The sequence below is a fragment of the Streptomyces sp. NPDC048600 genome, assembly GCF_055587025.1.
The window spans coordinates 33,408-60,076 of sequence record NZ_JBVJGZ010000030.1; the positions used below are offsets into that span (position 1 = coordinate 33,408).

Below are 26,669 nucleotides of genomic sequence, written 5' to 3' on the forward strand. Positions count from 1 at the left end.
ACACCGTGACCTAGATTGCCTGCCCACTACACAGGTGATCTTTGAGGGGACGGAGTCGCCAGATGTCGCAAGCCCCAGAAGTGAGCGGGGAGCCGGTGGTGACGCCCATGCGCGTCGTCATCGCTCTCTGCCTCGTCGCCCCGTTCGTGGCCATGCTGTGGGTCGGTTCGTACGCAAAGACGGACCCGTCGCTCGGCGGCATCCCGTTCTTCTACTGGTACCAGATGGCCTGGGTCGTCATCTCCACGGCGCTGACCATGGTCGCGTACAAGCTGTGGCAGCGCGACCAGCGCGAGCGTGCCGCCCGCAAGGGGGGTGAGCGCTGATGGAGAACGATGTCAACGTCGTCGCGCTCACGGTCTTCGTCCTCTTCTTCCTGGCCGTCACGGTCATGGGCTTCATGGCCGCGCGCTGGCGCAAGGCCGAGAACGAGCACAGCCTCGACGAATGGGGCCTGGGCGGCAGGTCGTTCGGCACCTGGGTCACCTGGTTCCTGCTCGGCGGCGACCTGTACACCGCGTACACCTTCGTCGCGGTGCCGGCGGCGATCTACGCGGCGGGCGCGGCCGGCTTCTTCGCCGTGCCGTACACGATCCTGGTCTACCCGCTGATCTTCACGTTCCTGCCCCGCCTGTGGTCGGTCTCGCACCGGCACGGCTATGTGACGACCTCGGACTTCGTGCGCGGCCGCTTCGGCTCCAAGGGCCTGTCGCTGGCGGTCGCCGTCACCGGCATCCTCGCGACCATGCCGTACATCGCGCTCCAGCTCGTCGGCATCCAGGCCGTGCTGGACGTGATGGGCGTGGGCGGCGGCGAGGACACCAACTGGTTCGTCAAGGATCTGCCCCTGCTGATCGCCTTCGGCGTGCTGGCGGCGTACACCTACTCCTCCGGCCTGCGGGCGCCCGCCCTGATCGCGTTCGTCAAGGACACGCTGATCTACCTGGTCATCGCGGTCGCGATCATCTACATCCCGATCAAGCTGGGCGGCTTCGACGAGATCTTCACCAAGGCGTCCGAGGCCTACGCCCAGACCAACCCCGCCACGGACAAGCCACGCGGCGCGCTGATCCCCGCCGAGGCGGGCCAGTGGACGTACGCCACACTGGCGCTGGGCTCCGCGCTGGCGCTGTTCATGTACCCGCACTCGATCACCGCGACGCTGTCCTCGCGCAGCCGTGACGTGATCCGCCGCAACACCACGATCCTGCCGCTGTACTCCCTGATGCTGGGCCTGCTGGCGCTGCTGGGCTTCATGGCCATCGCGGCCGGGGTGAAGGTGCAGAACGGCCAGCTGGCCATCCCGCAGCTGTTCGAGGACATGTTCCCGGACTGGTTCGCGGGCGTGGCCTTCGCGGCGATCGGCATCGGCGCGCTGGTGCCGGCCGCGATCATGTCCATCGCGGCGGCGAACCTGTTCACCCGCAACATCTACAAGGACTTCCTCAAGCCGGACGCCACGCCCGCGCAGGAGACCAAGGTCTCCAAGCTGGTGTCGCTGCTGGTGAAGGTGGGCGCGCTGGTCTTCGTCCTGACGATGGACAAGACGGTCGCCATCAACTTCCAGCTCCTCGGCGGCATCTGGATCCTCCAGACCTTCCCGGCCCTCGTCGGCGGCCTGTTCACCCGCTGGTTCCACCGCTGGGCGCTGCTGGGCGGCTGGGCCGTCGGCATGCTCTACGGCACGATCGCCGCGTACGGCGTGGCCTCGCCGACCCAGAAGCACTTCGGCGGCTCCGCCAAGGAGATCCCCGGCATCGGCGAGATCGGCTACATCGGCCTGACGGCCTTCGTGATCAACGTGGCGGTGACGGTGGTCCTCACCTTCGCCCTGCGGGCCGCCAAGGCCCCGGAGGGCGTCGACGAGACCCGTCCCGAGGACTACACGGCGGACGCGGGCGACCCGGGCGTGAAGACGGAGCTGCCGGTCACGCACTAGGACCGCCCGGCCGTTCACCCACCAGGGCGATGCCCCGGGTGACCGGCCGAAGCCGAGCAGCAGGGGCCGCCGTCGGAGCACACGACGGCGGCCCCTGTGCCGCACACTCTCGGCATGGACATCCGGATCCGCCCCGCACTGCCCGGCGAGTACGACGACCTCGGTGAACTCACCGCCCAGGCCTACCTCCAGGACGATCTCCTCACCTTCGGCGAGAACGACTGGTATCTCGGCGAGCTCAGGAACGTCGCGAAACGGGCGGCCGCCGCGGAGGTCCTCGTGGCCACGGACGACGGCCGTCTGCTCGGCGGTGTCACCTTCGTGCCGTCGGCGGGCCCCATGGCCGACCTGGCGGGCCCCGGCGAGGCCGAGATCCGCATGCTCGCCGTCGCTCACGACGCCCGGGGCCGCGGGGCCGGGGAGGCACTCGTGCGGGCCTGTGTCGACCGGGCGCGCGCCCTGGAGGGCTGCACCGGCGTCGTGCTGTCCACCCAGGACGCCATGCGCGCGGCCCACCGCATCTACGAACGCCTCGGCTTCGTCCGCGCCCCGGGGCGCGACTGGCAGCCGCTGCCCGGGCACGACTTCACTCTGCTCACCTACCAGTTGACGCTATGAAGTCACCCGGCGCCACAACATATGGGGGTGCCATCCGCACCCGGCACTAGATGTATGCTCATGCTCGCTGTCGCCGCAGGGGAATCCGGTGCGAATCCGGAACTGTCCCGCAACGGTGTACTTGTGCGTATCCGCGCACGGGAGCTAGTCCGAGGACCTGCCGACAGTGCGCCCGGCCGTCCGGCCGGGACGCCCTGACGTCCGGGCCTCGTGGAGTGGGCCGGTGGACGCGACGCCGAGCGCGTTCGTGTGCTGCCCCGCTCCGTGCCAGGCCCCTCCGTGCCGAGCGAGGGAGAGCCCCCCGTGACCATCGCGCCAGCAGACCCGGCTTCAGCAGCCATCCCCGTGGACGAGGCCGGTCCCGGTGCGGCGCTGCTCCGCACCCTCACCGAGCTGACCGCCGACCTCCCCGACGCCGACCCCGGCCGGGTGGCCGCGGCGGCGCTGCGCGGCCGGTCCGCGCGGGCGGACGAGGCCGAGTTGCGCGAACTGGCCACCGAGGCCGCCGCCGGTCTCATCTCCGAGGACCCGGCGTACAGCAGGCTGGCCGCCCGGCTGCTCACCCTCTCCATCCGCGCCGAGGCCGCCTCCCAGGGCGTCACGTCCTTCACCGGCTCCGTCGCGGTCGGGCACCGCGAGGGCCTGATCGCCGACCGCACCGCGGAGTTCGTGCGCATCCACGCCGAGCGGCTCGACGCCCTCGTCGACCCGGCGGGCGACGACCGCTTCGGCTACTTCGGCCTGCGCACCCTGCACTCCCGCTATCTGCTCCGGCACCCCCTGACCCGCAAGGTCGTCGAGACGCCCCAGCACTTCCTGCTGCGCGTCGCCTCCGGTCTCGCGGAGGACGACACGCACCGGTCCGTCGACGAGGTCGCCGCGCTCTACCGGCTGATGAGCCGCCTCGACTACCTGCCGTCCTCCCCCACCCTGTTCAACTCCGGCACCCGGCACCCCCAGATGTCGTCGTGCTATCTGCTCGACTCCCCCCTGGACGAGCTGGACTCCATCTACGACCGCTACCACCAGGTGGCCCGGCTCTCCAAGCACGCCGGCGGCATCGGGCTGTCGTACTCCCGCATCCGCAGCCGCGGTTCGCTGATCCGGGGCACCAACGGCCACTCCAACGGCATCGTGCCGTTCCTGAAGACGCTCGACGCCTCGGTCGCCGCCGTGAACCAGGGCGGCCGTCGCAAGGGCGCCGCGGCGGTGTACCTGGAGACCTGGCACTCCGACATCGAGGAGTTCCTGGAGCTGCGCGACAACACCGGTGAGGACGCCCGCCGTACGCACAACCTGAACCTCGCGCACTGGGTGCCGGACGAGTTCATGCGCCGGGTGAACGCCGACCAGGACTGGTCGCTGTTCTCCCCCGCCGACGTGCCCGAGCTGGTCGACCTGTGGGGCGAGGAGTTCGACGCCGCGTACCGCGAGGCGGAGGCTAAGGGTCTCGCGCGCCGGACGATCCCGGCCCGCGACCTCTACGGCCGCATGATGCGCACCCTCGCGCAGACCGGCAACGGCTGGATGACCTTCAAGGACGCCGCCAACCGCACCGCCAACCAGACGGCCGAGCCGGGGCACGTCGTCCACTCCTCCAACCTCTGCACGGAGATCCTGGAGGTCACGGACGACGGCGAGACGGCGGTCTGCAACCTGGGCTCGGTCAACCTCGGCGCGTTCGTCGTCGACGGGGACATCGACTGGGAGCGGCTGGACGCCACCGTCCGCACCGCCGTCACCTTCCTCGACCGGGTCGTCGACATCAACTTCTACCCGACCGAGCAGGCGGGCCGCTCCAACGCCAAGTGGCGTCCGGTGGGCCTGGGCGCGATGGGCCTCCAGGACGTCTTCTTCAAGCTGCGTCTGCCCTTCGACTCGGCCGAGGCGCGGCAGCTGTCCACGCGGATCGCCGAGCGCGTCATGCTCGCGGCCTACGAGGCCTCCGCGGACCTCGCCGAGCGCAGCGGCCCGCTGCCGGCCTGGGAGAAGACCCGCACGGCCAGGGGCGTGCTGCACCCCGACCACTACGGCGTGGAGTTCACCTGGCCCGAGCGCTGGGCGGCGCTGCGCGAGCGCATCGCCTCGACGGGTCTGCGCAACTCGCTGCTGCTCGCCATCGCGCCCACCGCGACGATCGCCTCGATCGCGGGCGTCTACGAGTGCATCGAGCCGCAGGTCTCCAACCTGTTCAAGCGCGAGACCCTGTCCGGCGAGTTCCTCCAGGTCAACTCCTACCTGGTGCAGGACCTCAAGGACCTCGGCGTGTGGGACGCCCGCACCCGGGAGGCGCTGCGCGACTCCAGCGGGTCGGTGCAGGGCTTCGCGTGGATCCCCGAGGAGGTCCGGGCGCTGTACCGCACGGCCTGGGAGATCCCGCAGCGCGGTCTGATCGACATGGCGGCGGCGCGGACCCCGTACCTCGACCAGGCGCAGTCGCTGAACCTGTTCCTGGAGACGCCGACGATCGGCAAGCTCTCCTCGATGTACGCCTACGCCTGGAAGTCCGGGCTGAAGACGACGTACTACCTGCGCTCGCGTCCGGCGACGAGGATCGCCCGTGCCGCGCAGGCTTCCGTCCCCGTCCCGCAGCAGGCCTCCGCCGAGGCCGTGGCCTGCTCCCTTGAGAACCCCGAGTCCTGCGAGGCCTGCCAGTGAGCTCCGACCGCAACAGCCGTCTCCTCGACCCGGGTTTCGAGCTGACCCTGCGCCCAATGCGCTACCCGGACTTCTACGAGCGCTACCGGGACGCGATCAAGAACACCTGGACCGTGGAGGAGGTCGACCTCCACTCGGACGTCGCCGACCTCGCGAAGCTGACGCCGGAGGAGCAGCACCTGATCGGCCGGCTGGTGGCGTTCTTCGCCACGGGCGACTCGATCGTCGCGAACAACCTGGTGCTGACGCTGTACAAGCACATCAACTCGCCCGAGGCGCGCCTGTATCTGTCACGGCAGCTGTTCGAGGAGGCCGTGCACGTCCAGTTCTATCTGACGCTGCTGGACACCTATCTGCCCGACCCGGAGGACCGCGCGGCCGCGTTCGCGGCGGTGGAGAACATCCCCTCCATCCGCGAGAAGGCCGAGTTCTGCTTCCGGTGGATCAACGAGGTCGAGAAGCTGGACCGGCTGGAGACGCAGGCCGACCGGCGCCGTTTCCTGCTGAACCTGATCTGCTTCGCCGCGTGCATCGAGGGCCTGTTCTTCTACGGCGCCTTCGCGTACGTCTACTGGTTCCGCAGCCGGGGTCTGCTGCACGGTCTCGCCACGGGCACCAACTGGGTGTTCCGTGACGAGACGATGCACATGTCCTTCGCGTTCGAGGTGGTCGACACCGTGCGCAAGGAGGAGCCGGAGCTGTTCGACGACCGGCTCCGCCAGGAGGTCACCGACATGCTCGCGGAGGCTGTCGAGGCCGAGCTGCAGTTCGCCCGCGACCTGTGCGGCGACGGTCTGCCGGGGATGAACACCGAGTCGATGCGGCAGTACCTGGAGTGCGTGGCCGACCAGCGGCTGACCCGCCTGGGCTTCGCGCCGGTGTACGGCTCGGAGAACCCGTTCTCCTTCATGGAGCTCCAGGGGGTTCAGGAGCTGACCAACTTCTTCGAGAGGCGTCCCTCGGCGTACCAGGTGGCGGTGGAGGGCACCGTCGACCTGGACGAGGACTTCTGACCCTCGGAGGACCTTTGGGCCTCGGCCGCCTTCAGCTGGCGGTCGATCCGGCGCTCGTGGATCGCTCCCACGAGCGCCGGAGCTGCGAGGACGAGGACGAGAAGCGCGACTGCGAGGTATTCCGTGAGTGCGTTCATGCGTCCAGTGTCGAACTCGGGCGACGCTCCTGACAGTGGCAGGACTGCCGCACTCCCTCGAATTACTGCCACACCTGAGGCACACTGGCAGCATGCCGCCATGCCTGCGAGGTGAGTCGTGCTGAAGAACGTGGCCGTCGTCCTGCTCGACGGCGTACATCCCTTCGAACTGGGCGTCGTGTGCGAGGTGTTCGGCCTCGACCGCAGCGACCAGGGACTGCCGGTGTACGACTTCGCGGTCGTCTCCGCCGAGGGCCCCACCCTGACCACCCATGTCCCGGGCTTCACCCTCGCCACGCCGTACGGCCTGGACCGGCTCGACGAGGCCGATCTGATCGCCGTACCCGCCGGCAACGACTTCCTGGCCCGCCAGTGGCCGAGCGCGCTGCTCGACTCCCTGGTCAGGGCGGTGGACCGGGGCGCCCGGGTGCTGAGCGTGTGCTCCGGGGTGTTCGTGCTGGGCGCGGCCGGGCTGCTCGACGGGCGGCGCTGCGCGGCGCACTGGAAGCATGTCGACGAGCTGGCCCGGCGCTATCCGCGCGCGGTCGTGGAGCCCGATGTGCTGTACGTGGACGAGGACCCGGTGATCACCTCGGCGGGCACGGCGGCCGGGATCGACGCCTGTCTGCACATCGTGCGCAAGGAGGAGGGCACCGAGGTCGCCAACGCCATCGCGCGCCGGATGGTCGTACCCCCGCACCGCGACGGCGGCCAGGCCCAGTACGTCGACCGGCCGCTGCCCGCGGCGCCGTGCGACACCGTCGGCGAGGTGCTCGCCTGGATGGAGCGCAACCTCGACGAGGAGGTCACCGTCGAGCAGCTCGCCGCCCGCGCGCTGATGTCCCCGCGCACCTTCGCCCGCCGCTTCCAGCAGGAGACCGGGACGACGCCGTACCGCTGGATCCTGCGCCAGCGGGTGCTGCTGGCGCAGCGGCTGCTGGAGGTGACGGACGAGACGGTGGACACCATCGCCGGCCGCACCGGCTTCGGCACGGCGGCCGCCCTGCGCCATCAGTTCGTCCGGGCGCTGGGGACCACGCCGAACGCCTACCGGCGCACCTTCCGGGGTCCCGAGGCGGCCGCTTGAGCGGTGCCGTCAGCGCAGCACCGGTCGCAGCAGCAGCCGGCCGGGGCGCAGGGTGATGCCGATGCGGGTGGCGTCGTCGGAGCCCTCGACCTGCTCGAAGCGGTACCTGCCGGCCAGCGCCGCCGTGATCAGCGTCAGCTGGGCCATCGAGAAGTGGTCGCTGGGGCACTTCCGATTGCCCACGCTGAACGGGCTCATGGCGTATTTCGGTACGTCCTTGGCGCGTTCGGGAAGCCAGCGGTCGGGGTCGAACTCCAGGTTCTGCACGTACGAACGCGCGTCGCGCTGGATCGCGTACGGGCTGTAGACGATGTCGGCCCCGGCCGGAATGCGATAGCCGCCGAGTTCGGTGTCGGTGACCGCCCGCCGGGTCAATATCCACACGGCGGGTCGCAAACGCATCGCCTCGACGACGACATTGTTGGTGTGGGTGAGCTTGCGGACGTCCTCGAATGCGACGGGCCGGCCCCCACCGGTCACGGATTCAACTTCCGCACACACCCGGTCCGCGTGCTCGGGATGCTCGGCGAGTACATGGAGGAGCCACATGATCGTGGACGCCACGGTTTCGCTGCCGGGGGTGAGTATCGCGACGACCTGGTCGTGGATCTCCTGTTCCCCGATGGGGTCGCCATTCTCGTCCTTCGCCTCGAGCAATGCCGTCAGCAAATCGTCCGGCCTTTGACCGGATGCCCGGCGCTCGGCGACGATCTCGTCGACGAGGAGATGCAGATCGGCCAGTGCGCGGTTGAATTCGCGGTTGGCCGGCAGCGGCAGCCGGTACAGCGGCCCGAGCGGCACCACCATGCGCCGGTACATGCCCCGGAAGACGACGGCGAGGGCGGCGCACAGCCGTTCGGCGCGCTCGTCCATGTAGTCGCCGCGCAGCAGACAGCGCGCGGCGATGCGCACGGCGACCCGGAAGGACTCCGAGGTGCACTCGACGGTCTCACCGGGCTGCCAGCGCGCGGCCAGCGCGTGCGCCTCCTCCTCCATGATCGGGCCGTAGCCGGGGATGGCGTCCAGCCGGAAGGCGGGCTGGATGGTGCGCCGCTGGCGACGGTGCCGGGGCCCGTTGGCGGTGGCCACGCCCTCCTTGCCGAGCAGTCCCTCCAGGGACTCCCACAGCGGGCCGTCGATCTTGAAGTCGGGGCTGAGGGCGAGGGCTCCGGTGAGGTCGGGGGTGGTGACGGCGTAGACCGTCTTGGGGCCGAGCCGCAGCCGCACGACGTCGCCGTGCTCGCGCAGCCGGGACATGAAGGTGAGCGGGTCGCGGGCCAGTTTCCAGCCGTGGCCGAGCAGCGGTATCCCGCCTCCGGCGAGGGGCGGCTCACGCAGTTCCGGCGCTTCGGCCCCGAGGGGCCTGACGGACTCGACGGTCATTTCTCACCTGCCGCTTCGTTGTTGACGTACGGGGGTGTCGCACGGTCGTCCCAGCTGTCGACCCGGTAACGGCCGGACTCGTGGTGGAACCAGTACACGGAACTGAACCAGTTCCGCATATTTCCCAGGCATGCGCGTACGGCAGTGCCGAGTTCCTTTCCCCGGACGGTGCCGTCGGCGAGGCGGTCCGCGAACTCCAGCGCCTCCCGTTCGGCGACGAGGAATTCCTCGATGCAGCGCAGAACGCGGCGTCTGACTTCCGTGACAGCTTCTTCGAGTGTCAGCCCCTCATGGATGATGAGACTGATTCCGAGATTGTGGACCTCGTCGCCCGCAATTTCCTTGGGCAGCGAGCAGAGGTCGTTGTACCACGCGGCGAATTCCTGGCTCAGCAGTGCGGCCCGCCGGAATGCGGGGTCTTTCCGCACCCCGTCCGGGAGTTCGAGTTCCGCACTCGCCTCCAGCAGGTCGGTCCAGATCCAGTGCGCGAAGGTGAGGCGGCGCAGGGCGAGATATTCCTCCACCGTCGGGACGGTCCCCTCGACACGGTTGTGGAATTCCTGGTCGTACGCCTCGATGACGGTGTGGAAGTGCCGGGCGAAGCGGGCGTTCCAGGTCGCCGGAAGGAAGGAGTACAGCCGCCGGACGCTGTCGGCGAACCCCGCGACCAGGGGATCCGGGTGGTGCAGATGGGCCGCCGGGGAGTCCAGGGCCAGGTGCAGGCGCGCCCGCAACTCCTCCCAGGCGACCGCCCGGCCGTGCACGATGTCACGGTCGTGCCGGTCGTCCCAGACGAAGAACCAGGCGCTGTAGTCGGCTATCGCCTGCATGACCTCGTCGGGCGCGCCGATGTAGTAGCCGGCCATGAGGTCGGTGTAGCAAAGACCGTCGGCATATTCCTCCACCTTGTCGGCGGGCATCAGCCGTTTTTCCAGCAGCCAGGTCCTGGTCTTCTCCTGGAGCCTGGGCCAATAGCCGTGCAGTTGCCGGGGAAAGTCCTCTTCGATCACCGGCAGAGAGAGTGCTGGTGGGACCGCGAGCGCCGTCGTCGATGTGGTGCCGTGTGGGAATGAAGACACGAACAGACCCCTCTCAGCCGACCAGAGTGCGCACACCCCTCCCGCCGTGCCGGGCGTGCGCCGTTGCGTATCCCCGCACTTCCCATTCAGCACTACAACTGACCGTTCTGGGAACGGATTTGCTCCATTCACTACCCCGAGATGCCGAGACGCACCTCCTGTGTGACTGTTGTGGAGAGACTGCGGATGCTATGGGGTCGAACATGTGACGGACTGACGAACGGGCAGATGCGAGCGGCGCCCGCCCGGGATCAACTCCCCGGCGGGCGCCGCTGGTTCAAGATGTGGAGCATGGTCAGTCGTTCGCGACCACGGGGTAGCGGGGCTCGTTCTCGGCCATCTGCCGCAGCGCGTCCTTACGGTCCCGCTTGGAGAGACGGTCGATGTAGAGGTACCCGTACAGGTGATCCGTCTCGTGCTGGAGGCAGCGGGCGAAGTAGCCGGTGCCGCGCACCTTGATCGGATTGCCCTTCTCGTCCTGCCCGGTCACCTCGGCGTAGTCCGGACGGGCGAGCGGCATGTACGCCGTCGGCACCGACAGGCAGCCCTCGTTGCTGTCGTCCAACCGGCGCACCTCGGCGGGCAGTTCGACCAGCTCGGGGTTGCAGACGACACCGACGTGGCGCGCGCCCTCGTCGTCCGGGCAGTCGTAGACGAAGACCTTCAGGCCCACGCCGATCTGGTTCGCGGCCAGGCCCACGCCCTCGGCGGTGCGCTGACTGGCGAACATGTCGGCGACCAGCTGCTGGAGGTCCTCACCGAAGTCGGTGACGTCCTGGCACTCCTTGTGCAGCACCGGGTTGCCGACGACCGTGATCGGCCGGGAGGTCCCGGCCTCCCGCCACGCCCCCTCGCGCTCCTCGGTGTCCTCGGAGTCGATGACGAAGCCCTCGTCGTCCACGGGGAGCACGCCCGCGTGCTGCTGATCGGTGTCCTGCTGCGCCATGACCGACGATGCCTTCCTCAACAAAATCAGGGGGGTAGTGCTCTAACAGGGTAAGGGGCGGCGCCCCCTGAAGGGCGCGGGACGGTGTCGGTGCGCGGCTCCGCCGCGTGGGCGCGACCGGCCACAACGGACCCGCGCCCGGGAACGGCCTCAGCACACCTCTTCGAGATCCCGCCAGTCCCGCGAATCGGGTGAATCAGCCACCCACCCGTCCAGCAACCCCCTGACCAGCGAAGCCGGCGCAGCCACCCCGCACTCCCGCTCCGGCACCCAGAGCGACCCGTCGGTCCGGTGCCCCAGGGGCCCGGGATGACCGGGCTCGCTGTGGTCGTGGGGATCCAGGTGCTCACCGTCGCCCTCGTCCGCCGGCATCCGCGACTCCGAGCACATCCGGCACAGCAGCCGCACCGACGAGGACCAGTCCTCCGCCGCGAACCCCGCGTCGGCGGCGAGCTGCTCCAGCGCGTCCCGGTCCGCCTCGGTCGCCGCCTCCAGCAGCACCACCCAGGTAGGCACGGGCGACGGCGCCCACAGCTCGATCTCGTCGAAGACCGGGTAGGCGTGCCCGGCGGAGGTGGTCCGCTCGCCGTGCGGCACGCCGTCGTGCAGGACGACCTCGCCCCAGCGGCGCCCGGAGGACGGCAGCGGGATCGACAGCACCTCCAGCCGGGCCGGGTCGAGCCTGCGTCCCCAGACGACCTCGGCCTCGCCCTCGGGCGACAGCCGCACCGCCGCGCTGCCCAGGTCCATGCCGACGGGTTCGCCGGAGGCGGCCGCGCCGCCGGGCACCGGGAGCCCGTAGGCCTGCCAGGCGCGACGGGCCAGCGGCCAGTCCTGGAGTGCGGTGGCCGCGATGCCCACGTTCCACCAGTCGGGTGCGCCGGTCTCCCGGTCGAGCAGGGCGACCGCGCGCAGTCCGGCCGTGCGGGCCTGCTCCCAGTCGTGCCGGAACTTGTGCAGCAGGGCGAGGTTGAACCAGGACTCGGACAGCCAGGGCTCCAGGTCGGCGGCGCGCGTCAGCAGCGCGCCCGCGTCCTCGTAACGGCCGTCGCCGATCAGCGTGAACGCGCGGTCCGTGGCCTGCCGCCAGGAGGCGGAGGGCCGGTGCCGTCCCTTGCCGAAGATCCTCACGATTCCCGCCTGCCAGTTCCGTTTGGTGGGCTGGCCAGTGCCCCCGGACACTCTCTCTCCTTCGCATCCAACCACGTGCTGCCGGAAGGGCGCTCATTACCCATGGGTTACCCAGCCGCGGGCAGCGTCAGACAGTCTCCGGCGAGCACTCTGGCCAGCGCTTCCATCACGTCCGGCGCACAGTCCCCGGCCGTCCCGGGCCGCGGCTCCCCCAGGGCCTTCAGGGGCCCGCCGGGACCCGTACCCCGGGCCTTCACCTCGTACGCGTTCACCGCCCGGACGATCCTCGCGGCCGTCGGCTGCTCGCGGTAGGGCGGCCCGCCGCTCGACGACCACGGCGACCGCCGCGTCGCACGGCACGGCCGGGAAGAGCAGGCCGGCCGGCGGCAGCACATACGCCGGGCCGCTCCAGTCGGTGAACACGCCCTGCTTGCAGAGGGGTTGGAAGCAGCCTGCGGCGAACTTGACGGTGAGCACGCGGCGGGCCGGCTCGTCGGCGGTGGGGCCGTGGCCGCGCACGATGTGCGGTACACCGCCGAGCAGGGTGACCGCACCTCCCCGGAGATCCGTCAGGAGGGCCCTCGGGCGGGGAGGGAGGCGTCCGGGGCAAAGCCCCTCGGATGGGCACGTACGGGTGAGGGCGGCGAGTCCCGGCCGGGCCGGGACCCCTGTGCGGCCCGGGAGGTCAGGACTCCTGCGGCGTGACCGTGATGTCGTGCTCGGGCACCGCCTGCCCGGCGCGGATCAGGTCGAGCCGCCCCATGACCTTGGAACGCAGGTCGGTGGGCACGTCGTCATGCCCGCAGCAGCGCTTGACCAGCTTCTTCACGGCCTCTTCGAGCCCGTACTTCTCCAGGCACGGCGAGCACTCGCGGAAGTGCTGCTTGAACTTGTCGCGATCGACGTCCGGCATCTCACTGTCGAGGAACTCGTAGAGATGGTCGAGTACCTCACTGCAGTCCGTCTCGTGCGGCTCTCCGCAGCTCATGAGCCCGAGCCTTTCGCTTCGTTCGACTCTCCGGCGCCCGCCGGGACCAGTCCGCGTTCGCGGGCGTAGTCCTCCAGCATGCCGCGCAGTTGACGGCGGCCCCGGTGCAGCCGGGACATCACCGTACCGATGGGTGTCCCCATGATGTCCGCGATCTCCTTGTACGCAAAGCCCTCGACGTCCGCGAGATAGACGGCGATGCGGAATTCCTCGGGGATCGCCTGGAGGGCTTCCTTCACGTCCGAGTCGGGCAGGTGGTCGAGCGCCTGCGACTCCGCGGAGCGCAGACCGGTCGACATGTGCGACTCGGCGCGGGCGAGCTGCCAGTCCTCGATCTCCTCGGCCGCGCTGCGCTGCGGTTCACGCTGCTTCTTGCGGTACGAGTTGATGAAGGTGTTGGTGAGAATGCGGTACAGCCAGGCCTTGAGGTTGGTGCCCTCGCGGAACTGGTGGAACGACGCGTACGCCTTGGCGTACGTCTCCTGGACCAGGTCCTCCGCGTCGGCCGGATTGCGCGTCATGCGCAGCGCGGCCGAGTACATCTGGTCGAGGAATGCGAGCGCGTCCCGTTCGAAGCGCGCGCTGCGCTCGTCGGCGGACTCCGTGCCGGTGTCCGCGCTCATGCCCTGGCCCTCGGGCAGCTCCGCCTGGCCGTTGTCGGTCCCTGCGTCGGTCCCAGTGACCGGACCCACCTCCTCAAGATCCCGGGCGGAACCGAGTCCGGTCCCACTCGTTTCGGAGGATAGAACACGACCCGTGTCCGCCGCCGCCCGAATCGGCGCGCTCCTGGCCGCGTGCAGTACCGTCCAGTCCAGGTCAGAGCGGGTACTGCGGCTCGGGCAATACGTCGAACCCATGCGGCGGACTTCCTCTCCCACGACGCGTCTCGAATGCCGGGACGCCGGCACTTCTGTCCGCCTCAACCAAGCGGTGCCGCTCCGCATTCCCGGCCGTTCAGCCGAGTGACCCGGTCCACTCCACGACGGCGTCCGTGACGATCGCCAGCGCCTCGGCCTGGGTCAGCGGGGCCCGCTTCGGCACCGTCAGTCCGTGATCGCCCTGGGGCACCTCGACCAGTTCATGAGTGCCCTCGGGGAACTCCTCCGGTCTGCCGAACGGGTCGTTGCCGCCCTGGACGACGAGGGTGGGCACCCCGGCGCCGAGCAGTTCGGCGGCTCGGGACCTCTCGGGCCTGCCCGGCGGGTGCAGCGGGAAGCTGAGCGCGAGGACGGCGAGCGCGCCGAGCTCGGTGGCCGTGCGGCAGGCGACGCGGGCCCCGGCCGACCGGCCGCCGGAGACGACGGGCAGGCCGGGCGCGCTCACCGCGGGCCAGATGCCGCGCCAGCCGACGTCCAGGGTCTTCGGCGCGGTGGCGACCTTCCTGCCCGCGACCCGCCAGGGCTGTTCGACGAGGGCGACGCTCACCCCGTACTCGGGGAGCGTGTGCGCGAGGGCCTGGAGGTCGCGGGCCTCGATGCCGCCGCCCGCGCCGTGGCTGACGGCGAGGACGAGACGGGGCCGCGGCGCGGGATGCCAGGTGATCCGGGCGTCCCCCGCCTCGGTGCCGATGGTCTCGGTGGTCACGCCGGAAGAGGTGGTCACGTCAGAAGAGTGTGCCCTCTTCGGGGCCCTCCAGCTCCTTCAGCAGCTCCGGCCCGTTGTTGCGGACGTTGCTGACGGCTGTGCTCACCGGGTAGGCGCGCATCAGGCCGGCCGGCGGGGGCACGAGCAGCTCGCGCAGGCCGTCGGGGTCGGTGCGGGCGGGGTCCAGCCAGGCGTCCCAGCGGTCCGGGGTGAGCATCAGCGGCATACGCGGGTGGATCTCGGCGAGCACGTGCGGACCCTCGGCGGGCGACACGGCCAGCGGCGTCGTCTCGGCCTCGGTGGTGATCACCGAGCAGGTCGTCCACCAGGCCCTGGGGTGGTCGTCGGGCAGGGTGCCGTCCCGCCAGAACTCGTACAGCCCGGCCATGGCGAAGACCGACCCGTCGGCGGGCAGCACGAAGTAGGGCTGCTTGCGGGGACGCTTCTTCTTCCCCTCCACCTCCAGATCGCGCTCCTGCTTGCCGGTGACCCACTCGTAGTAGCCGTCGGCGGGCAGGATGCAGCGGCGGGCGGCGAAGGCGCGGCGGTAGGCGGGCTTCTCGTGCACGGTCTCCGCGCGTGCGTTGATCATCCGGGCCCCGCCCTCGGGCGTCTTGGCCCAGGACGGCACGAGCCCCCACTTCAGCTTGCGCAGCTGGCGAACCGGGCGCCGGTCGTCCGCGTCCTTCAGGGGACGGTCCAGGACGGCGTAGACCTCCTTGGTGGGCGCCACGTTGTAGTCGGGCTCCAGGGTCTCCTCGGGCTCCCACTTCTCGATCTCGAAGACTCCCGCGAGGTCCTCGGGCCTACGACTGGCTGCATACCGTCCGCACATACGTGCCACACTGCCAGACTCCGCACCAGGACAGGGAGCGACCCGGGAACATGGACAGCAGTACAGCGACCTCTCTGTGGGACGAACTCGTCGGCACCCAGACCGACCCGGATCTGTGGGTGGTGATCGCGACCCTGGTCGCCGCCGCAGCGGTGGTCCTCCCGCCCGGCCCCTGGCGCATCGCCCGCAACGCGATCACCATCGCCCACGAGGGCGGCCACGGACTGGTCGCGCTGCTCACCGGCCGCACCCTGACCGGCATACGTCTGCACTCCGACACCAGCGGCCTCACCGTCAGCCGCGGCAAGCCGCACGGCATCGGCATGATCCTCACCGCGGCGGCCGGCTACACCGCTCCCCCGCTGCTGGGCCTCGGCGGCGCGGCCCTGCTCGCCGCGGGCCGCATCACGCTGCTGCTGTGGCTGGCCACGGCGCTGCTGCTGGCCGTGCTGGTGATGATCCGCAACGCGTACGGGGCGCTCACCGTCGTGCTGACCGGCGGCACCTTCCTGCTGGTGTCCTGGCTGGCCGGGGCCCAGGTGCAGGCGGCGTTCGCGTACGCGGTGGTCTGGTTCCTGCTGCTGGGCGGTGTGCGGCCGGCGTTCGAGCTCCAGTCCAAGCGGCGCCGGGGAGGCGCGGGCGACTCGGACGCCGACCAGCTCGCCCGGCTGACGCACGCGCCGGCGGGGGTGTGGCTGTTCCTCTTCCACGCGGTGTCGCTGTGCTCCCTCGTCGGCGGCGGACGGTGGCTGCTGGAGCTGTGACGCGGCGGGGCTGCCCCGCCGGTCCCGCACGGGACGCGGTACGGACGTCGACCGCGGCGGTCGCGGACGGACCGCGGTACCGAGGTCGACGGCAGCGGTCCCGAACGGACGCGGTACGGAGGTTGACGGTGGCGGTCCCGCACGGGCCGCGGAGCCGTTCTCGATCAAGATCTCGCCTCGCCGTCAGCCACTAAAGTGGGGCCCATGACCGTGAACCCCGCCCACACCGCACTCTGGCCCGCCCCGCACGCGAGCGGAGCCGTCGACGCGACGGTCCACGTGCCGGGGTCCAAGTCGGTCACCAACCGCGCCCTCGTGCTCGCCGCGCTCGCGAGCGAACCCGGCTGGCTGCGCCGCCCGCTGCGCTCCCGCGACACCCTGCTGATGGCCGACGCGCTGCGCACGATGGGCGTGGGCATCGAGGAGGGCGTGGGCCCGGACGGCACCGGCGAGTTCTGGCGGGTCATCCCCGCCGCGCTGCGCGGCCCGGCCACGGTCGACGTCGGCAACGCCGGCACGGTGATGCGCTTCCTGCCGCCGGTCGCCGCGCTCGCCGACGGCCCCGTCCGCTTCGACGGCGACCCCCGCTCCTACGAGCGCCCCCTGAACGGCGTCATCGACGCCCTGCGCGTGCTCGGCGCCCGGATCGACGACGACGGGCGCGGCGCGCTGCCCCTCACCGTGCACGGCAGCGGTGCCCTGGACGGCGGCCGGGTGGAGATCGACGCTTCCTCGTCCTCGCAGTTCGTCAGCGCCCTGCTGCTGTCCGCCCCGCGCTTCAACCAGGGCGTGGAGGTCCGGCACACCGGGTCCACGCTGCCGTCGATGCCGCACATCCGGATGACGGTGGACATGCTGCGCTCGGTCGGCGCGCAGGTCGACACCCCCGAGTCCGGCGGCGAGCCCAACGTCTGGCGGGTCACCTCGGGCGCGCTGCTCGGCCGCGACCTGGTGATCGAGCCCGACCTCTCCAACGCCCAGCCGTTCCTGGCGGCCGCCCTGGTGACCGGCGGCAAGGTGCTGATCCCGGACTGGCCGGTCCGCACCACCCAGCCGGGTGACCGGCTGCGGGAGATCTTCACCGAGATGGGCGGCTCCTGCGAGCTGACCGAGTACGGCCTGGTGTTCACCGGTTCGGGTGCCGTGCACGGCATCGACGTGGACCTCGGCGAGGTCGGCGAGCTGACCCCGGGCATCGCGGCGGTCGCGGCCCTCGCGGACTCCCCCTCCACCCTGCGCGGCGTGGCGCACCTGCGGCTGCACGAGACGGACCGGCTGGCCGCGCTCACCAAGGAGATCAACGAGCTCGGCGGCGACGTCACCGAGACCGCCGACGGACTGCACATCCGGCCCCGCCGACTGCACGGCGGTGTCTTCCACACCTACGAGGACCACCGCATGGCGACGGCCGGCGCGATCATCGGCCTGGCGGTCGAGGGCGTACAGATCGAGAACGTGGCGACGACGGCGAAGACACTGCCGGACTTCCCCGACCTGTGGACCGGGATGCTCGGGGCGTAGGGACGCGGGGAACCACCATGCGCCGCTACGGCAAGCACACCGACGAGGACGACATCCGCCAGCGCCCCAACCGCAAGGGGAACCGGCCGCGGACGAACATCCGGCCCAAGCACGAGGACGCCGCCGAGGGCATGGTCCTCACCGTCGACCGGGGCAGGCTCACCTGCCTGGTCGACGAACAGCCCGTGATCGCCATGAAGGCCCGTGAACTGGGCCGCAAGGCCGCCGTGGTCGGCGACCGCGTGGCGCTCGTGGGCGATCTGTCGGGCAAGAAGGACACGCTCGCGCGGATCGTCCGCATCGAGGAGCGCGACTCGGTGCTGCGCCGCACCGCCGACGACGACGACCCGTACGAGCGGGTGGTCGTGGCCAACGCCGACCAGCTCGCCATCGTCACCGCCCTCGCCGACCCCGAGCCGCGGCCCCGGCTGATCGACCGCTGCCTGGTCGCCGCGTACGACGGCGGGCTGACCCCGCTGCTGGTGATGACCAAGTCGGACCTCGCCCCGCCGGACGAGCTGCTGGAGCTGTACGGCGATCTCGACATCCCGTACGTCGTGACCAGCCGCGAGGAGCTGGAGAGCGGCGGCGCGGCGGACCGGGTGCGCGAGCATCTGGCCGGCAAGGCCACGGCGTTCGTCGGCCACTCCGGCGTCGGCAAGACGACCCTGGTCAACGCGCTGGTCCCGGAGGACCGCCGTCGGCTGACCGGCCGGGTGAACGCGGTGACGGGACGCGGCCGGCACACCACCACCTCGGCGCTGGCGCTGCCGCTGTATGGGGCGGACGGCTGGGTGATCGACACACCGGGCGTGCGGTCCTTCGGGCTGGCGCACATCGACCCGTCGCGGGTGATCCACGCCTTCCCGGAGCTGGAGCCGGGCACCGAGGGCTGTCCGCGCGCGTGCAGCCACGACGAGCCGGACTGCGCGCTGGACGCGTGGGTGGCCGAGGGCCACGCCGACCCGGCACGGCTGTACTCGCTGCGCCGGCTGCTGGCGACCCGTGAGCGCAGGGAAGGTGACTGACTCCCGCGTTGTTTGACTCCACGCGAGTCCGGTAAGGGCATAATCGCAAAAGCCGGACCCCAAGAGCGAGTAAAGCCTGACGAACGGTCACAGAGCGTCGCAGAGCCAGGAGTTACGGGAGGAACAGCACATGGCGTGGCTGCTGGTCATCGTGGCGGGGCTGCTCGAAACCGGCTTCGCCGTCTGCCTGAAGCTGTCGCACGGATTCACCAGGCTCTGGCCCACCGTCGCCTTCGCGATCTTCGCACTGGGCAGTTTCGGCCTGCTCACGCTGTCGCTGCGCAAGCTCGACGTGGGTCCGGCGTACGCGGTGTGGACCGGCATCGGCGCGGCGGGCACGGCGATCTACGGCATGGCCTTCCTCGGTGACGTGGTCTCCACGCTGAAGATCGTGTCCATCGTGCTCGTCATCTGCGGGGTCATCGGACTCCAGCTGTCGGGCTCGGCGCACTGACCCCGGCGCCGGGCAGGACCCCGCGGACGAGGTCGGCGACACCGCCCTCGGCGGGCGGCGCCAGAACGCAGGACAGGGCGAGCCGTACCGCGACCTCGCAGGAGCGGGCCAGATCGGCGGTGTCCTGCCTGGTGCGGTACACGCCGGGGCCGGCGACGGCGGCGACGGCCCGGTCCCGTACGAGGGTCACGAAGTCGGCGGGCGAGGGCAGTGGCCCGTCGGCGCGGCGCTGCGCGGGCGTGACCGAGGAGGACCGCACGGCGGCGAGCGCGAGCGCGGGCAGCCGCTCGTTCCAGCAGCCCGTCAGCAGGGCTCTCACGAGCGCGTTGTCGCGGGCGGTGGCGGTGGTCCACTCGGCGGCGGCGGTCAGTTTCTCGCGGGCGTCGGGGAACGCGGCGAGGGCCCGCTCGACTCCCGCCAGATATCCGTCCGCCTCGCGCCGCACCAGCGCGCGGGCCAGGCCGTCCTTGCTCCCGAACTCGTTGTAGAGGGTCTGCCGGGACACTCCGGCCGAAGCTGCCACGTCCACCATCCGCACCGCGGACCACGCCCGCCGCGCCAGCGCCGTGTAGGCAGCATCCAGTAAAGATTCCCGCGCCGACGGCATCATCGCCTCCCGGGTTCCCACCACCTCTGCGCCCAGATTTGACGCGCCCAGGGCCCCTGTCAAGGGCCCCAGCCACAGGCATACGCGCCGCCGCCCCAGCCGCGGACATGCGCGCCGCCGCCGTAGCCGCGGGCATGCGCGCCGCCAGGGGCGGCACGGGTGGGCGCGGCGGCACCTCGCACCGCCGAGCTGCGCACCGCCCCTACCCGCCGACGACCGCGCAGCTCCCCGCGCCCCCAGGGCGCTGCCCCACCCAGCCGCAGGCATGCGCGCCGCCAAGGGCGGCCCGGGTGGGCGCGGCGGCACCTCGCCGACGCCGAGCTGCGCACCGCCCTCACCCCGGCCCGCCGACGGCCGCAGGGGTGGTCACGGTCGTAAACCGGGCGCAGGCTGCCGACGGCTGATCGCACAGTTCCCCGCCCCCCAGGGCGCTGCCCCCGGTGGCCCCCGCACCGTCACGCCGGATACGGTTCCCCACATGGCCGATTACCTCGACGACCTCCGCCTCGCCCACGTCCTCGCGGACGCGGCAGACGCGGCGACGATGGACCGCTTCAAGGCACTCGACCTGAAGGTCGAGACCAAGCCGGACATGACCCCGGTGAGCGAAGCGGACAAGGCCGCCGAGGAGCTGATCCGCGGACAGCTGCAGCGCGCCCGCCCGAGGGACGCGATCCTCGGCGAGGAGTACGGCCTGGAGGGCACCGGCCCCCGCCGCTGGGTGATCGACCCGATCGACGGCACCAAGAACTACGTCCGCGGCGTCCCCGTCTGGGCGACCCTGATCTCCCTGATGGAGGCCGCCGAGGGCGGCTACCAGCCCGTCGTGGGCCTGGTCTCCGCCCCCGCCCTCGGCCGCCGCTGGTGGGCCGCGAAGGGCCACGGCGCGTACACCGGCCGCAGCCTGGCCTCCGCCACCCGCATCCACGTCTCGGGCGTCTCCGGCCTCGCGGACGCCTCGTTCGCGTACTCCTCGCTCTCCGGCTGGGAGGAGCAGGGCCGCCTCGACGGCTTCCTGGACCTCACCCGCGAGGTCTGGCGCACGCGCGCGTACGGCGACTTCTGGCCGTACATGATGGTCGCCGAGGGTTCGGTGGACATGTGCGCGGAACCGGAACTCTCGCTCTGGGACATGGCGGCCAACGCGATCGTGGTGACGGAGGCCGGCGGCACGTTCACCGGACTCGACGGCCGGCCCGGCCCGCACAGCGGCAACGCGGCCGCGTCCAACGGCCTGCTGCACGACGAGCTGCTGGGGTATCTCGACCCGCGCGGATAGGGACTCGACCCGCGCGGACAGGAAACGGAATATCCGCCACGCGCCGTCAAACGGCCGCGCGCGCCCTCTTGTTGACCCGTTCTTGACCTGCCACCCTGAAAGTCCCCCCACTTGTGAACTTGTGAATCGATGAACAAGGGGCGGGACACTCCAGGAGGTGGCTCAAGCCCATGCTCGTCCGTGACGCCATGAGCACGATGGTCCTCACCATCGGCCCCAACCACACCCTTCGTCAGGCCGCCGCTCTCATGTCCGCCCGCCGGGTGGGCGCGGCCGTGGTGCTCGACCCCGATGCCGGCGGCATCGGCATCCTGACCGAACGCGACGTCCTCAACTCCCTCGGCCTGGGCCAGAACCCGGACACCGAACGCGCCCACGACCACACGACCACCGACGTCGTCTTCGCCGCACCGGCCTGGACGCTGGAGGAGGCGGCCCGCGCCATGACACACGGCGGCTTCCGCCATCTGATCGTGCTCGACGAGGACGGCCCGGCCGGGATCGTCTCGGTCCGCGACATCATCCGCTGCTGGGTACCGGCCCGGCAGCAGGTCCCCGCCTGACCCGTCCCGTCCGCCCGTACGGCCAGAACGGGCCGGGCCTCCACAGGGAGGTCCGGCCCGCACCCGGCGCCGAGCGGCGGCGGCGTCAGCCGCGCAGTGCCTCGACCGCGGCGCGGAGCCGCTTGCCGAAGTCCTCGTCCGCCCGGCGGAAGTTGCCGATCGCCCGCTCGACGATGTCGTCGCGCGTGACGCCGGCCATCGCGCCCGCCAGGTTCGCGACCAGCCGCTCGCGCTCGTCCTCGCCCATCAGCCGGTAGAGCGTGCCCGCCTGGACGAAGTCGTCGTCCTCGGCGTGCACGGGAGCCGCGTGGTCGCCGGTGGCGCTCCTCACCGCGACCGGCTGCCACAGCGGACGTCCGGTCTGCTGCGGGCCGCCGAAGCTGTTCGGCTCGTAGTTCTTCGCGCCGTCGTGGCGGCCGTCGTACAGATACCCGTCACGGGAGTTGGTGCGCGCCTCGGTGGCGTGCGGACGGTTCACCGGCAGGTGGTCGGCGTTGATGCCGACGCGGTAGCGGTGGGCGTCGCCGTACGCGAACAGCCGTCCCTGGAGCATCTTGTCGGGCGACGGACCGATGCCCGGCACGAAGTGGGCGGGCGAGAAGATGCTCTGCTCGACCTCGGCGAAGACGTTGCGCGGATTGCGGTCGAGCTCCAGCCGGCCGATCTCGAGGGGCGGGTAGTCCTCGTGCGGCCACACCTTGGTGAGGTCGAACGGGTTGAAGCGGTACGTCGCCGCGTCCGCCGCGGGCATGATCTGCACCTGCACGGTCCAGCTCGGGTACTCCCCGCGCTCGATCGCCCGGCGCAGGTCGCGCTGGTGCGAGTCGGGGTCCCTGCCCGCGAGGATCTCGGCCTCGGCGGCGGTCAGGTTCTTGATCCCCTGGTCGGTCTTGAAGTGGTACTTGACCCAGAAGACCTCGCCGGCCTCGTTGTTCCACTGGAAGGTGTGCGAGCCGTAGCCGTTCATGTGGCGGTACGACGCCGGGATGCCGCGATCGCCGAACAGCCAGGTCACCTGGTGGGTCGACTCGGGGCTCAGCCCCCAGAAGTCCCAGACGTTGTCGGCCTCCTGGCTGCCCGTGTACGGGTCGCGCTTCTGGGTGTGGATGAAGTCGGGGAACTTGATGGCGTCCTTGATGAAGAACACCGGGGTGTTGTTGCCGACGAGGTCGTAGTTGCCCTCCTCGGTGTAGAACTTCAGCGCGAAGCCGCGCGGGTCACGGACGGCGTCCGCGGCACCGAGGTTGCCGGCCACCGTGGAGAACCGCAGGAAGACCTCGGTCCGCTTGCCGACCTCGGAGAGGAACGCGGCGCGCGTGTACGGCGTCACGTCCGCCGTCACCGTGAAGGTGCCGTACGCCCCGGCGCCGCGGGCGTGCACGACCCGCTCGGGGATGCGCTCGCGGTTGAAGTGGGCGAGCTTCTCCAGCAGGAGCTGGTCCTGGACCAGAACCGGGCCGCCGGCACCGGCGGTCTCGCTGTTCTGGTTGTCGGCCACCGGGGCACCGGCCTCGGTCGTAAGCGGTCCCTGAGTCACGTGGGTCTCCTGCGCCATGTCGTGCTTGTCCTGTCCTTTGGCCAAAGCCGTTGTCGATCCTATACTGGACTAAGTCCAAATCCAGCTGGACTCTAACTTCACACCCGGTCGTGACCTGGTCCGTCTAGCTGTTAGGCTGATGCCATGAGCGACCTTCTTGAGCGGCTGCGCGGACGCGGATGGCGGATGACCGCGCAGCGTCGTGTCGTGGCCGAGGTCCTGGACGGCGAGCACGTCCATCTGACGGCCGACGAGGTCCACGCGCGCGCGGTGACACGGCTGCCGGAGATCTCCCGGGCGACCGTCTACAACACGCTGGGCGAGCTGGTCACCCTCGGTGAGGTGCTGGAGGTCTCGACAGACCGCCGCGCCAAGCGGTACGACCCCAACGCGCACCGTCCGCACCACCACCTGGTCTGCGCCCGGTGCGGCGCGATCCGGGACGTCCACCCCTCGGGCAACCCGCTCGCCGACCTCCCCGACACCGAGCGCTTCGGCTTCACGGTCTCGGACGTCGAGGTCACGTACCGGGGCGTGTGCCCGGACTGCGCCAAGGCGTGACGCTCACCACCACCGCAGCATGAGAAAAGGCCCCCGGCATCGGGGGCCTTTTCCATGTGCGTACGCCGCACACCGGCTCAGCAAACACCGAGGGCCGGAACCCTTTCGGATTCCGGCCCTCGGCCTTCAGTAGCGGGGACAGGATTTGAACCTGCGACCTCTGGGTTATGAGCCCAGCGAGCTACCGAGCTGCTCCACCCCGCGTCGGTGAACAGAACACTACGTCAGGGACGCACACGGAAGCAAATCCATTCCATGGAGGCACGCGGGCCCCACCACCGCCTCCGCGGGCATGCGTGCCGCCAAGGGCGGCACGGGTGGGCGCGGCGGCACCTCGCACCGCCGCGCTGCGCATCGCTTCAGGGTTGGCATGCGACGCCGTAGGCCCTGACGCCAGTGGGCGAGTACGGGCCGCGGTCGGCTGATCGCGCCGTTCCCCGCGCCCCTAAAGACGCCCGCCTCCGCGGGCATGCGTGCCGCCAAGGGCGGCACGGGTGGGCGCGGCGGCACCTCGCACCGCCGCGCTGCACACCCCCCTCGGGGTAGGCACGGCGGCGCCGCAGGCCCTGACGCCGGTGAGCACCCGCGGGCCGTGGCGGGCTGAGCGCGCAGTTCCCCGCGCCCCCAAAGACGCCCGCCTCCGCGGGCATGCGTGCCGCCAAGGGCGGCACGGGTGGGCGCGGCGGCACCTCGCACCGCCGAGCTGCACACCGCCCTCGGGGTCGGCACGGCAGCGCCGTAGGCCCTGACGCCGGTGAGCACGCGCGGGCCATGGCGGGCTGATCGCGCCGTTCCCCGCGCACCCAAAGGGGCGCTTCAGGAACCCCCGGCCAAGAAGACCTACGCCGAGAGTTCCTCGCGCAGGGCGTCCCGCAACCGCGCCGCCCGCTCCGCGACCTCCGCAGGGCCGAGCGACACCGCACGGTCGGCCCACCGCTGCCCCTCCGCGAGCTCACCCCGACGCGCATAGACGAGGGCCAGCCGCAACGCCGCCCGCCCATGCCCGGCGTCAGCCGCCCGCGTCCACCACACCGCCGCCTCCGGCTCACTGCCCTCCCGCGCCAGCAGCAGCCCGAGGTTGAACGCCCCGTTCCGGGACCCGGCCTCCGCCGCGGACCGGTACCACCGCGCCGCCTCGACGACATCGCCCCGCGCCGCGGCCAGCATCCCGACCCGCACCTGGGCCCGCCGATGCCCCTGGGAGGCGGCCCGCTCGTACCACTCCTCGCACTCCGACCGCTCCCGCACCGGCTCCCCGAGCTCATGCGCGGACACGGGCGGCCGACGCGCGTCCAGCAGCGCGGCCAGCCGATAGGCACCCTCCGCGCTGCCCCCGCCGGCGGCGCACCGCAGATGCCGCTCGGCCTCCTGCTCCTCACCGTCACGCAGACGCGCGATCCCGACCTGGAGCGCGGCCTCGGTGTGCCCGGCGGCCGCCGCCCGCTCGTACCAGCGAAGGGCCGTCACGTCCTCGCCCCGCCCGGCGTAGAGGATGCCGAGATTGAACGCGGCGTCCACGCTGCCGGCCTCCGCGGCCTTGGAGAACCACGGCTCCGCGCCCGTCTGATCACTGCCCTGGAGCAGCAGGACGGCCAGCGCGTTGGCGGCCTCGCGGTGCCCGGCGTAGGCCGCCCGCCGGTACCACTGCTCGGCCTGCGGGACACGGCCCTGCTCGGCGCAGAGCAGCCCGAGGTTGTACGCCCCGTTCACATCGCCCGCGTCCATCGCGGCCCGGTACCACCGCTCGGCCGTCTGCGGCTCACCACGCTCGGCGTGCAGCGCGCCCAGCGCGTTCGCCGCGTTGCCGTCGCCGTCCTGCGCGGCACGCAGCCACCACACGGCGGCGCTCTCGGTGTCCCCGGCGTCGCGCAGCAGGAAGCCCAGCGCGCAGGCGGCCCGCGCCTCGCCGTCCTTGGCGGAGGTCAGGTACCAGCGCCCCGCCTCCTTCAGGTCGCCGCGCCGCTCGAGGATCGCGCCGAGGTGGAGTGCGGCTCGCCGGTGCCCGCGCGCGGCGGCCTGCCGGTACCACTGCTCGGCCTCCTCCGCGCAGACGCCGGACACCTCGCAGACGCCGGACACCTCGCAGACGCCGGACACCTCGGAGCCGCCGGGCTCACCGGAGACGCCCGTCATGACACCGTTGTCGGGCCCGGCTTCCCCCTCGGGCGCCCCCCTGCGGTCGAGCGCCCTGGCCAGGCGGTACGCCGCCTCCCGGTGCCCGCGCTCGGCGGCGGCGCGGAGCCACCGCTCGGCACCGGCGTCCCCGCGGTGCTCCAGCAGATCGGCGAGCGCGTAGGCGCCGAGGGCGTGGTCCTGCTCGGCGGCCTGGCGCAGCCAGTACTCGGCGGCGGGCTCGTCGCCGCGCTCACGGTGGTGGCGGCCCAGCGCGTGCGCGGCGGGCGCGGACCCGGCGACGGCGGCGATCCGCCACCATCCGGCGGCCTCGTCGGCGTAACCGCGCTGATGCAGCAGGACACCAAGATTGTTGGCCGCGGCCCGGTCGCCGGCGGCGGTCGCGGCACGCAGATGGGGCTCGGCTCCGTCGAGGTCACCGCGGCGCAGCAGCATGGCCCCGAGGACGCTCATCGCCTCGACGTCCCCCGCCTCTGCGGCGATCAGGTACTGCGCCTCCTCCGCCGCGTCGCCCGTTTCGTCCCGTTCCGGGCCGGGTTCCACGCGGCCGGAAGGCTGCACAAATCGCCCTGTCTCCAACAGAGTTGCCTTGTCCCCCATAACGTCCATCGTCGCACCACCTGCAACCTGGGTACACCCGGTATATCGCAGCCCGTGAGGTCACTTCAGCGTTTTGTCGACATGCCCACAGAGAGACAAGTCAAACACAGTTCGCTCAACTCCCCACGGCGGCGCGACGATCCCCCACGTATCTGCACATGCGTTCGCACACCACGAAGGCCCGGATCCTGTATCGGATCCGGGCCTTCGCCCGTCGACGTCAT

Annotated in this window: 24 protein-coding genes, 1 tRNA gene, 1 pseudogene and 1 riboswitch; of the genes and pseudogenes, 13 read left to right on the top strand and 13 right to left on the bottom strand. The window is 71.3% G+C overall.

Translation table 11 applies throughout. The features are described from left to right. Positions 1 to 62: 62 nt before the first annotated feature. The 6 genes from ACZ6SQ_RS31540 to ACZ6SQ_RS31565 all read left to right on the top strand — a co-directional run bounded on the left by ACZ6SQ_RS31540 (position 63) and on the right by ACZ6SQ_RS31565 (position 7,452). The gene (locus ACZ6SQ_RS31540; protein ID WP_469568157.1) at positions 63 to 326 is read left to right on the top strand and encodes a DUF3311 domain-containing protein; all 264 of its coding nucleotides are present in this window, start codon (positions 63 to 65) and stop codon (positions 324 to 326) included. Beyond that, the gene (mctP, locus tag ACZ6SQ_RS31545; protein ID WP_469568159.1) at positions 326 to 1,939 is read left to right on the top strand and encodes a monocarboxylate uptake permease MctP; all 1,614 of its coding nucleotides are present in this window, start codon (positions 326 to 328) and stop codon (positions 1,937 to 1,939) included. The genes ACZ6SQ_RS31540 and mctP overlap by 1 nt, the downstream gene beginning before the upstream one ends. 114 nt (positions 1,940 to 2,053) lie before the next feature. Next, entirely contained in the window at positions 2,054 to 2,557 is a 504-nt protein-coding gene (locus ACZ6SQ_RS31550; RefSeq protein ID WP_469568163.1) for a GNAT family N-acetyltransferase, read from the top strand. 54 nt (positions 2,558 to 2,611) lie between these two features. Further along, positions 2,612 to 2,736, top strand: a riboswitch (cobalamin riboswitch). Positions 2,737 to 2,860: 124 nt separating this feature from the next. After that, on the top strand, positions 2,861 to 5,215 hold the full coding sequence (locus ACZ6SQ_RS31555) for a ribonucleoside-diphosphate reductase subunit alpha (protein WP_469568165.1): 2,355 nt from the start codon (positions 2,861 to 2,863) through the stop codon (positions 5,213 to 5,215). A gap of 56 nt (positions 5,216 to 5,271) precedes the next feature. After that, the gene (locus ACZ6SQ_RS31560) at positions 5,272 to 6,228 is read left to right on the top strand and encodes a ribonucleotide-diphosphate reductase subunit beta (protein WP_469568245.1); all 957 of its coding nucleotides are present in this window, start codon (positions 5,272 to 5,274) and stop codon (positions 6,226 to 6,228) included. 255 nt (positions 6,229 to 6,483) lie between these two features. Then, positions 6,484 to 7,452, top strand: a complete 969-nt coding sequence (locus tag ACZ6SQ_RS31565; RefSeq protein WP_469568167.1) for a GlxA family transcriptional regulator — start codon at positions 6,484 to 6,486, stop codon at positions 7,450 to 7,452. Between the two features lie 9 nt (positions 7,453 to 7,461). Here the strand turns inward: ACZ6SQ_RS31565 and ACZ6SQ_RS31570 are convergent, their stop codons facing one another. From ACZ6SQ_RS31570 to ACZ6SQ_RS31610, 9 genes and pseudogenes are all read right to left on the bottom strand, one after another. Further along, entirely contained in the window at positions 7,462 to 8,835 is a 1,374-nt protein-coding gene (locus tag ACZ6SQ_RS31570) for a bifunctional albaflavenone monooxygenase/terpene synthase (protein ID WP_469568169.1), read from the bottom strand. After that, positions 8,832 to 9,914 carry an epi-isozizaene synthase gene (gene cyc1 / locus ACZ6SQ_RS31575; protein ID WP_469568171.1) on the bottom strand — a complete coding sequence of 361 codons (1,083 nt, stop codon included), beginning with the start codon at positions 9,912 to 9,914 and terminating at the stop codon, positions 8,832 to 8,834. Before cyc1 ends, ACZ6SQ_RS31570 begins: the two co-directional genes overlap by 4 nt. Before the next feature lie 295 nt (positions 9,915 to 10,209). Further along, entirely contained in the window at positions 10,210 to 10,860 is a 651-nt protein-coding gene (gene def, locus ACZ6SQ_RS31580; RefSeq protein ID WP_469568174.1) for a peptide deformylase, read from the bottom strand. A gap of 150 nt (positions 10,861 to 11,010) precedes the next feature. Then, on the bottom strand, positions 11,011 to 11,991 hold the full coding sequence (locus tag ACZ6SQ_RS31585) for a tetratricopeptide repeat protein (RefSeq protein ID WP_386378991.1): 981 nt from the start codon (positions 11,989 to 11,991) through the stop codon (positions 11,011 to 11,013). A 107-nt stretch (positions 11,992 to 12,098) separates the two neighbouring features. Further along, a pseudogene (locus tag ACZ6SQ_RS31590) lies at positions 12,099 to 12,543 on the bottom strand (hypothetical protein); the annotation flags it as partial. Between the two features lie 133 nt (positions 12,544 to 12,676). Next, a complete protein-coding gene (rsrA, locus tag ACZ6SQ_RS31595) occupies positions 12,677 to 12,979 on the bottom strand; it encodes a mycothiol system anti-sigma-R factor (RefSeq protein ID WP_469568176.1) in 303 nt (100 codons plus the stop codon). Beyond that, a complete protein-coding gene (locus tag ACZ6SQ_RS31600) occupies positions 12,976 to 13,671 on the bottom strand; it encodes a sigma-70 family RNA polymerase sigma factor (protein WP_386378851.1) in 696 nt (231 codons plus the stop codon). The genes rsrA and ACZ6SQ_RS31600 overlap by 4 nt, the downstream gene beginning before the upstream one ends. 262 nt (positions 13,672 to 13,933) lie before the next feature. Next, entirely contained in the window at positions 13,934 to 14,563 is a 630-nt protein-coding gene (locus ACZ6SQ_RS31605; RefSeq protein WP_469568247.1) for an alpha/beta hydrolase family protein, read from the bottom strand. Between the two features lie 19 nt (positions 14,564 to 14,582). Further along, complete coding sequence (locus ACZ6SQ_RS31610) at positions 14,583 to 15,398, bottom strand: SOS response-associated peptidase (RefSeq protein ID WP_386378852.1); 816 nt, start codon at positions 15,396 to 15,398, stop codon at positions 14,583 to 14,585. Positions 15,399 to 15,448: 50 nt separating this feature from the next. On the opposite strand from ACZ6SQ_RS31610, the gene ACZ6SQ_RS31615 reads away from it, so the two are divergent. The 4 genes from ACZ6SQ_RS31615 to ACZ6SQ_RS31630 all read left to right on the top strand — a co-directional run bounded on the left by ACZ6SQ_RS31615 (position 15,449) and on the right by ACZ6SQ_RS31630 (position 19,165). Continuing rightward, positions 15,449 to 16,162, top strand: coding sequence for a M50 family metallopeptidase (locus ACZ6SQ_RS31615; RefSeq protein ID WP_469568179.1), 714 nt, complete (start codon positions 15,449 to 15,451; stop codon positions 16,160 to 16,162). A 204-nt stretch (positions 16,163 to 16,366) separates the two neighbouring features. Then, positions 16,367 to 17,683, top strand: a complete 1,317-nt coding sequence (aroA, locus tag ACZ6SQ_RS31620; protein ID WP_469568180.1) for a 3-phosphoshikimate 1-carboxyvinyltransferase — start codon at positions 16,367 to 16,369, stop codon at positions 17,681 to 17,683. Positions 17,684 to 17,700: 17 nt separating this feature from the next. Beyond that, positions 17,701 to 18,711, top strand: a complete 1,011-nt coding sequence (rsgA, locus tag ACZ6SQ_RS31625; protein WP_469568182.1) for a ribosome small subunit-dependent GTPase A — start codon at positions 17,701 to 17,703, stop codon at positions 18,709 to 18,711. Positions 18,712 to 18,841: 130 nt separating this feature from the next. After that, the gene (locus ACZ6SQ_RS31630; protein ID WP_469568184.1) at positions 18,842 to 19,165 is read left to right on the top strand and encodes a DMT family transporter; all 324 of its coding nucleotides are present in this window, start codon (positions 18,842 to 18,844) and stop codon (positions 19,163 to 19,165) included. On the opposite strand, the gene ACZ6SQ_RS31635 is transcribed toward ACZ6SQ_RS31630, so the two are convergent. Further along, positions 19,131 to 19,775: a TetR/AcrR family transcriptional regulator gene (locus tag ACZ6SQ_RS31635; RefSeq protein ID WP_469568251.1), complete on the bottom strand. Its 645-nt coding sequence runs from the start codon at positions 19,773 to 19,775 to the stop codon at positions 19,131 to 19,133. The two genes, ACZ6SQ_RS31630 and ACZ6SQ_RS31635, sit on opposite strands and share 35 nt — an antisense overlap. A gap of 475 nt (positions 19,776 to 20,250) precedes the next feature. Here ACZ6SQ_RS31635 and hisN point away from each other — a divergent pair, with 475 nt between their 5' ends. After that, positions 20,251 to 21,051, top strand: a complete 801-nt coding sequence (gene hisN, locus ACZ6SQ_RS31640; RefSeq protein WP_469568186.1) for a histidinol-phosphatase — start codon at positions 20,251 to 20,253, stop codon at positions 21,049 to 21,051. A 170-nt stretch (positions 21,052 to 21,221) separates the two neighbouring features. Next, a complete protein-coding gene (locus ACZ6SQ_RS31645; RefSeq protein ID WP_386378861.1) occupies positions 21,222 to 21,614 on the top strand; it encodes a CBS domain-containing protein in 393 nt (130 codons plus the stop codon). Positions 21,615 to 21,699: 85 nt separating this feature from the next. Here the strand turns inward: ACZ6SQ_RS31645 and ACZ6SQ_RS31650 are convergent, their stop codons facing one another. Next, entirely contained in the window at positions 21,700 to 23,151 is a 1,452-nt protein-coding gene (locus ACZ6SQ_RS31650; protein WP_469568189.1) for a catalase, read from the bottom strand. Positions 23,152 to 23,295: 144 nt separating this feature from the next. Here ACZ6SQ_RS31650 and ACZ6SQ_RS31655 point away from each other — a divergent pair, with 144 nt between their 5' ends. After that, positions 23,296 to 23,712 (top strand): Fur family transcriptional regulator, encoded by a 417-nt coding sequence (locus tag ACZ6SQ_RS31655; RefSeq protein WP_356686356.1) that lies wholly within the window; start codon positions 23,296 to 23,298, stop codon positions 23,710 to 23,712. 130 nt (positions 23,713 to 23,842) lie between these two features. Here ACZ6SQ_RS31655 and ACZ6SQ_RS31660 read toward each other — a convergent pair. Both ACZ6SQ_RS31660 and ACZ6SQ_RS31665 read right to left on the bottom strand, forming a co-directional pair. Beyond that, positions 23,843 to 23,916, bottom strand: a tRNA-Met gene (locus ACZ6SQ_RS31660). 636 nt (positions 23,917 to 24,552) lie between these two features. Further along, positions 24,553 to 26,454, bottom strand: a complete 1,902-nt coding sequence (locus ACZ6SQ_RS31665; RefSeq protein WP_469568191.1) for a tetratricopeptide repeat protein — start codon at positions 26,452 to 26,454, stop codon at positions 24,553 to 24,555. Between the last annotated feature and the right edge of the window lie 215 nt (positions 26,455 to 26,669).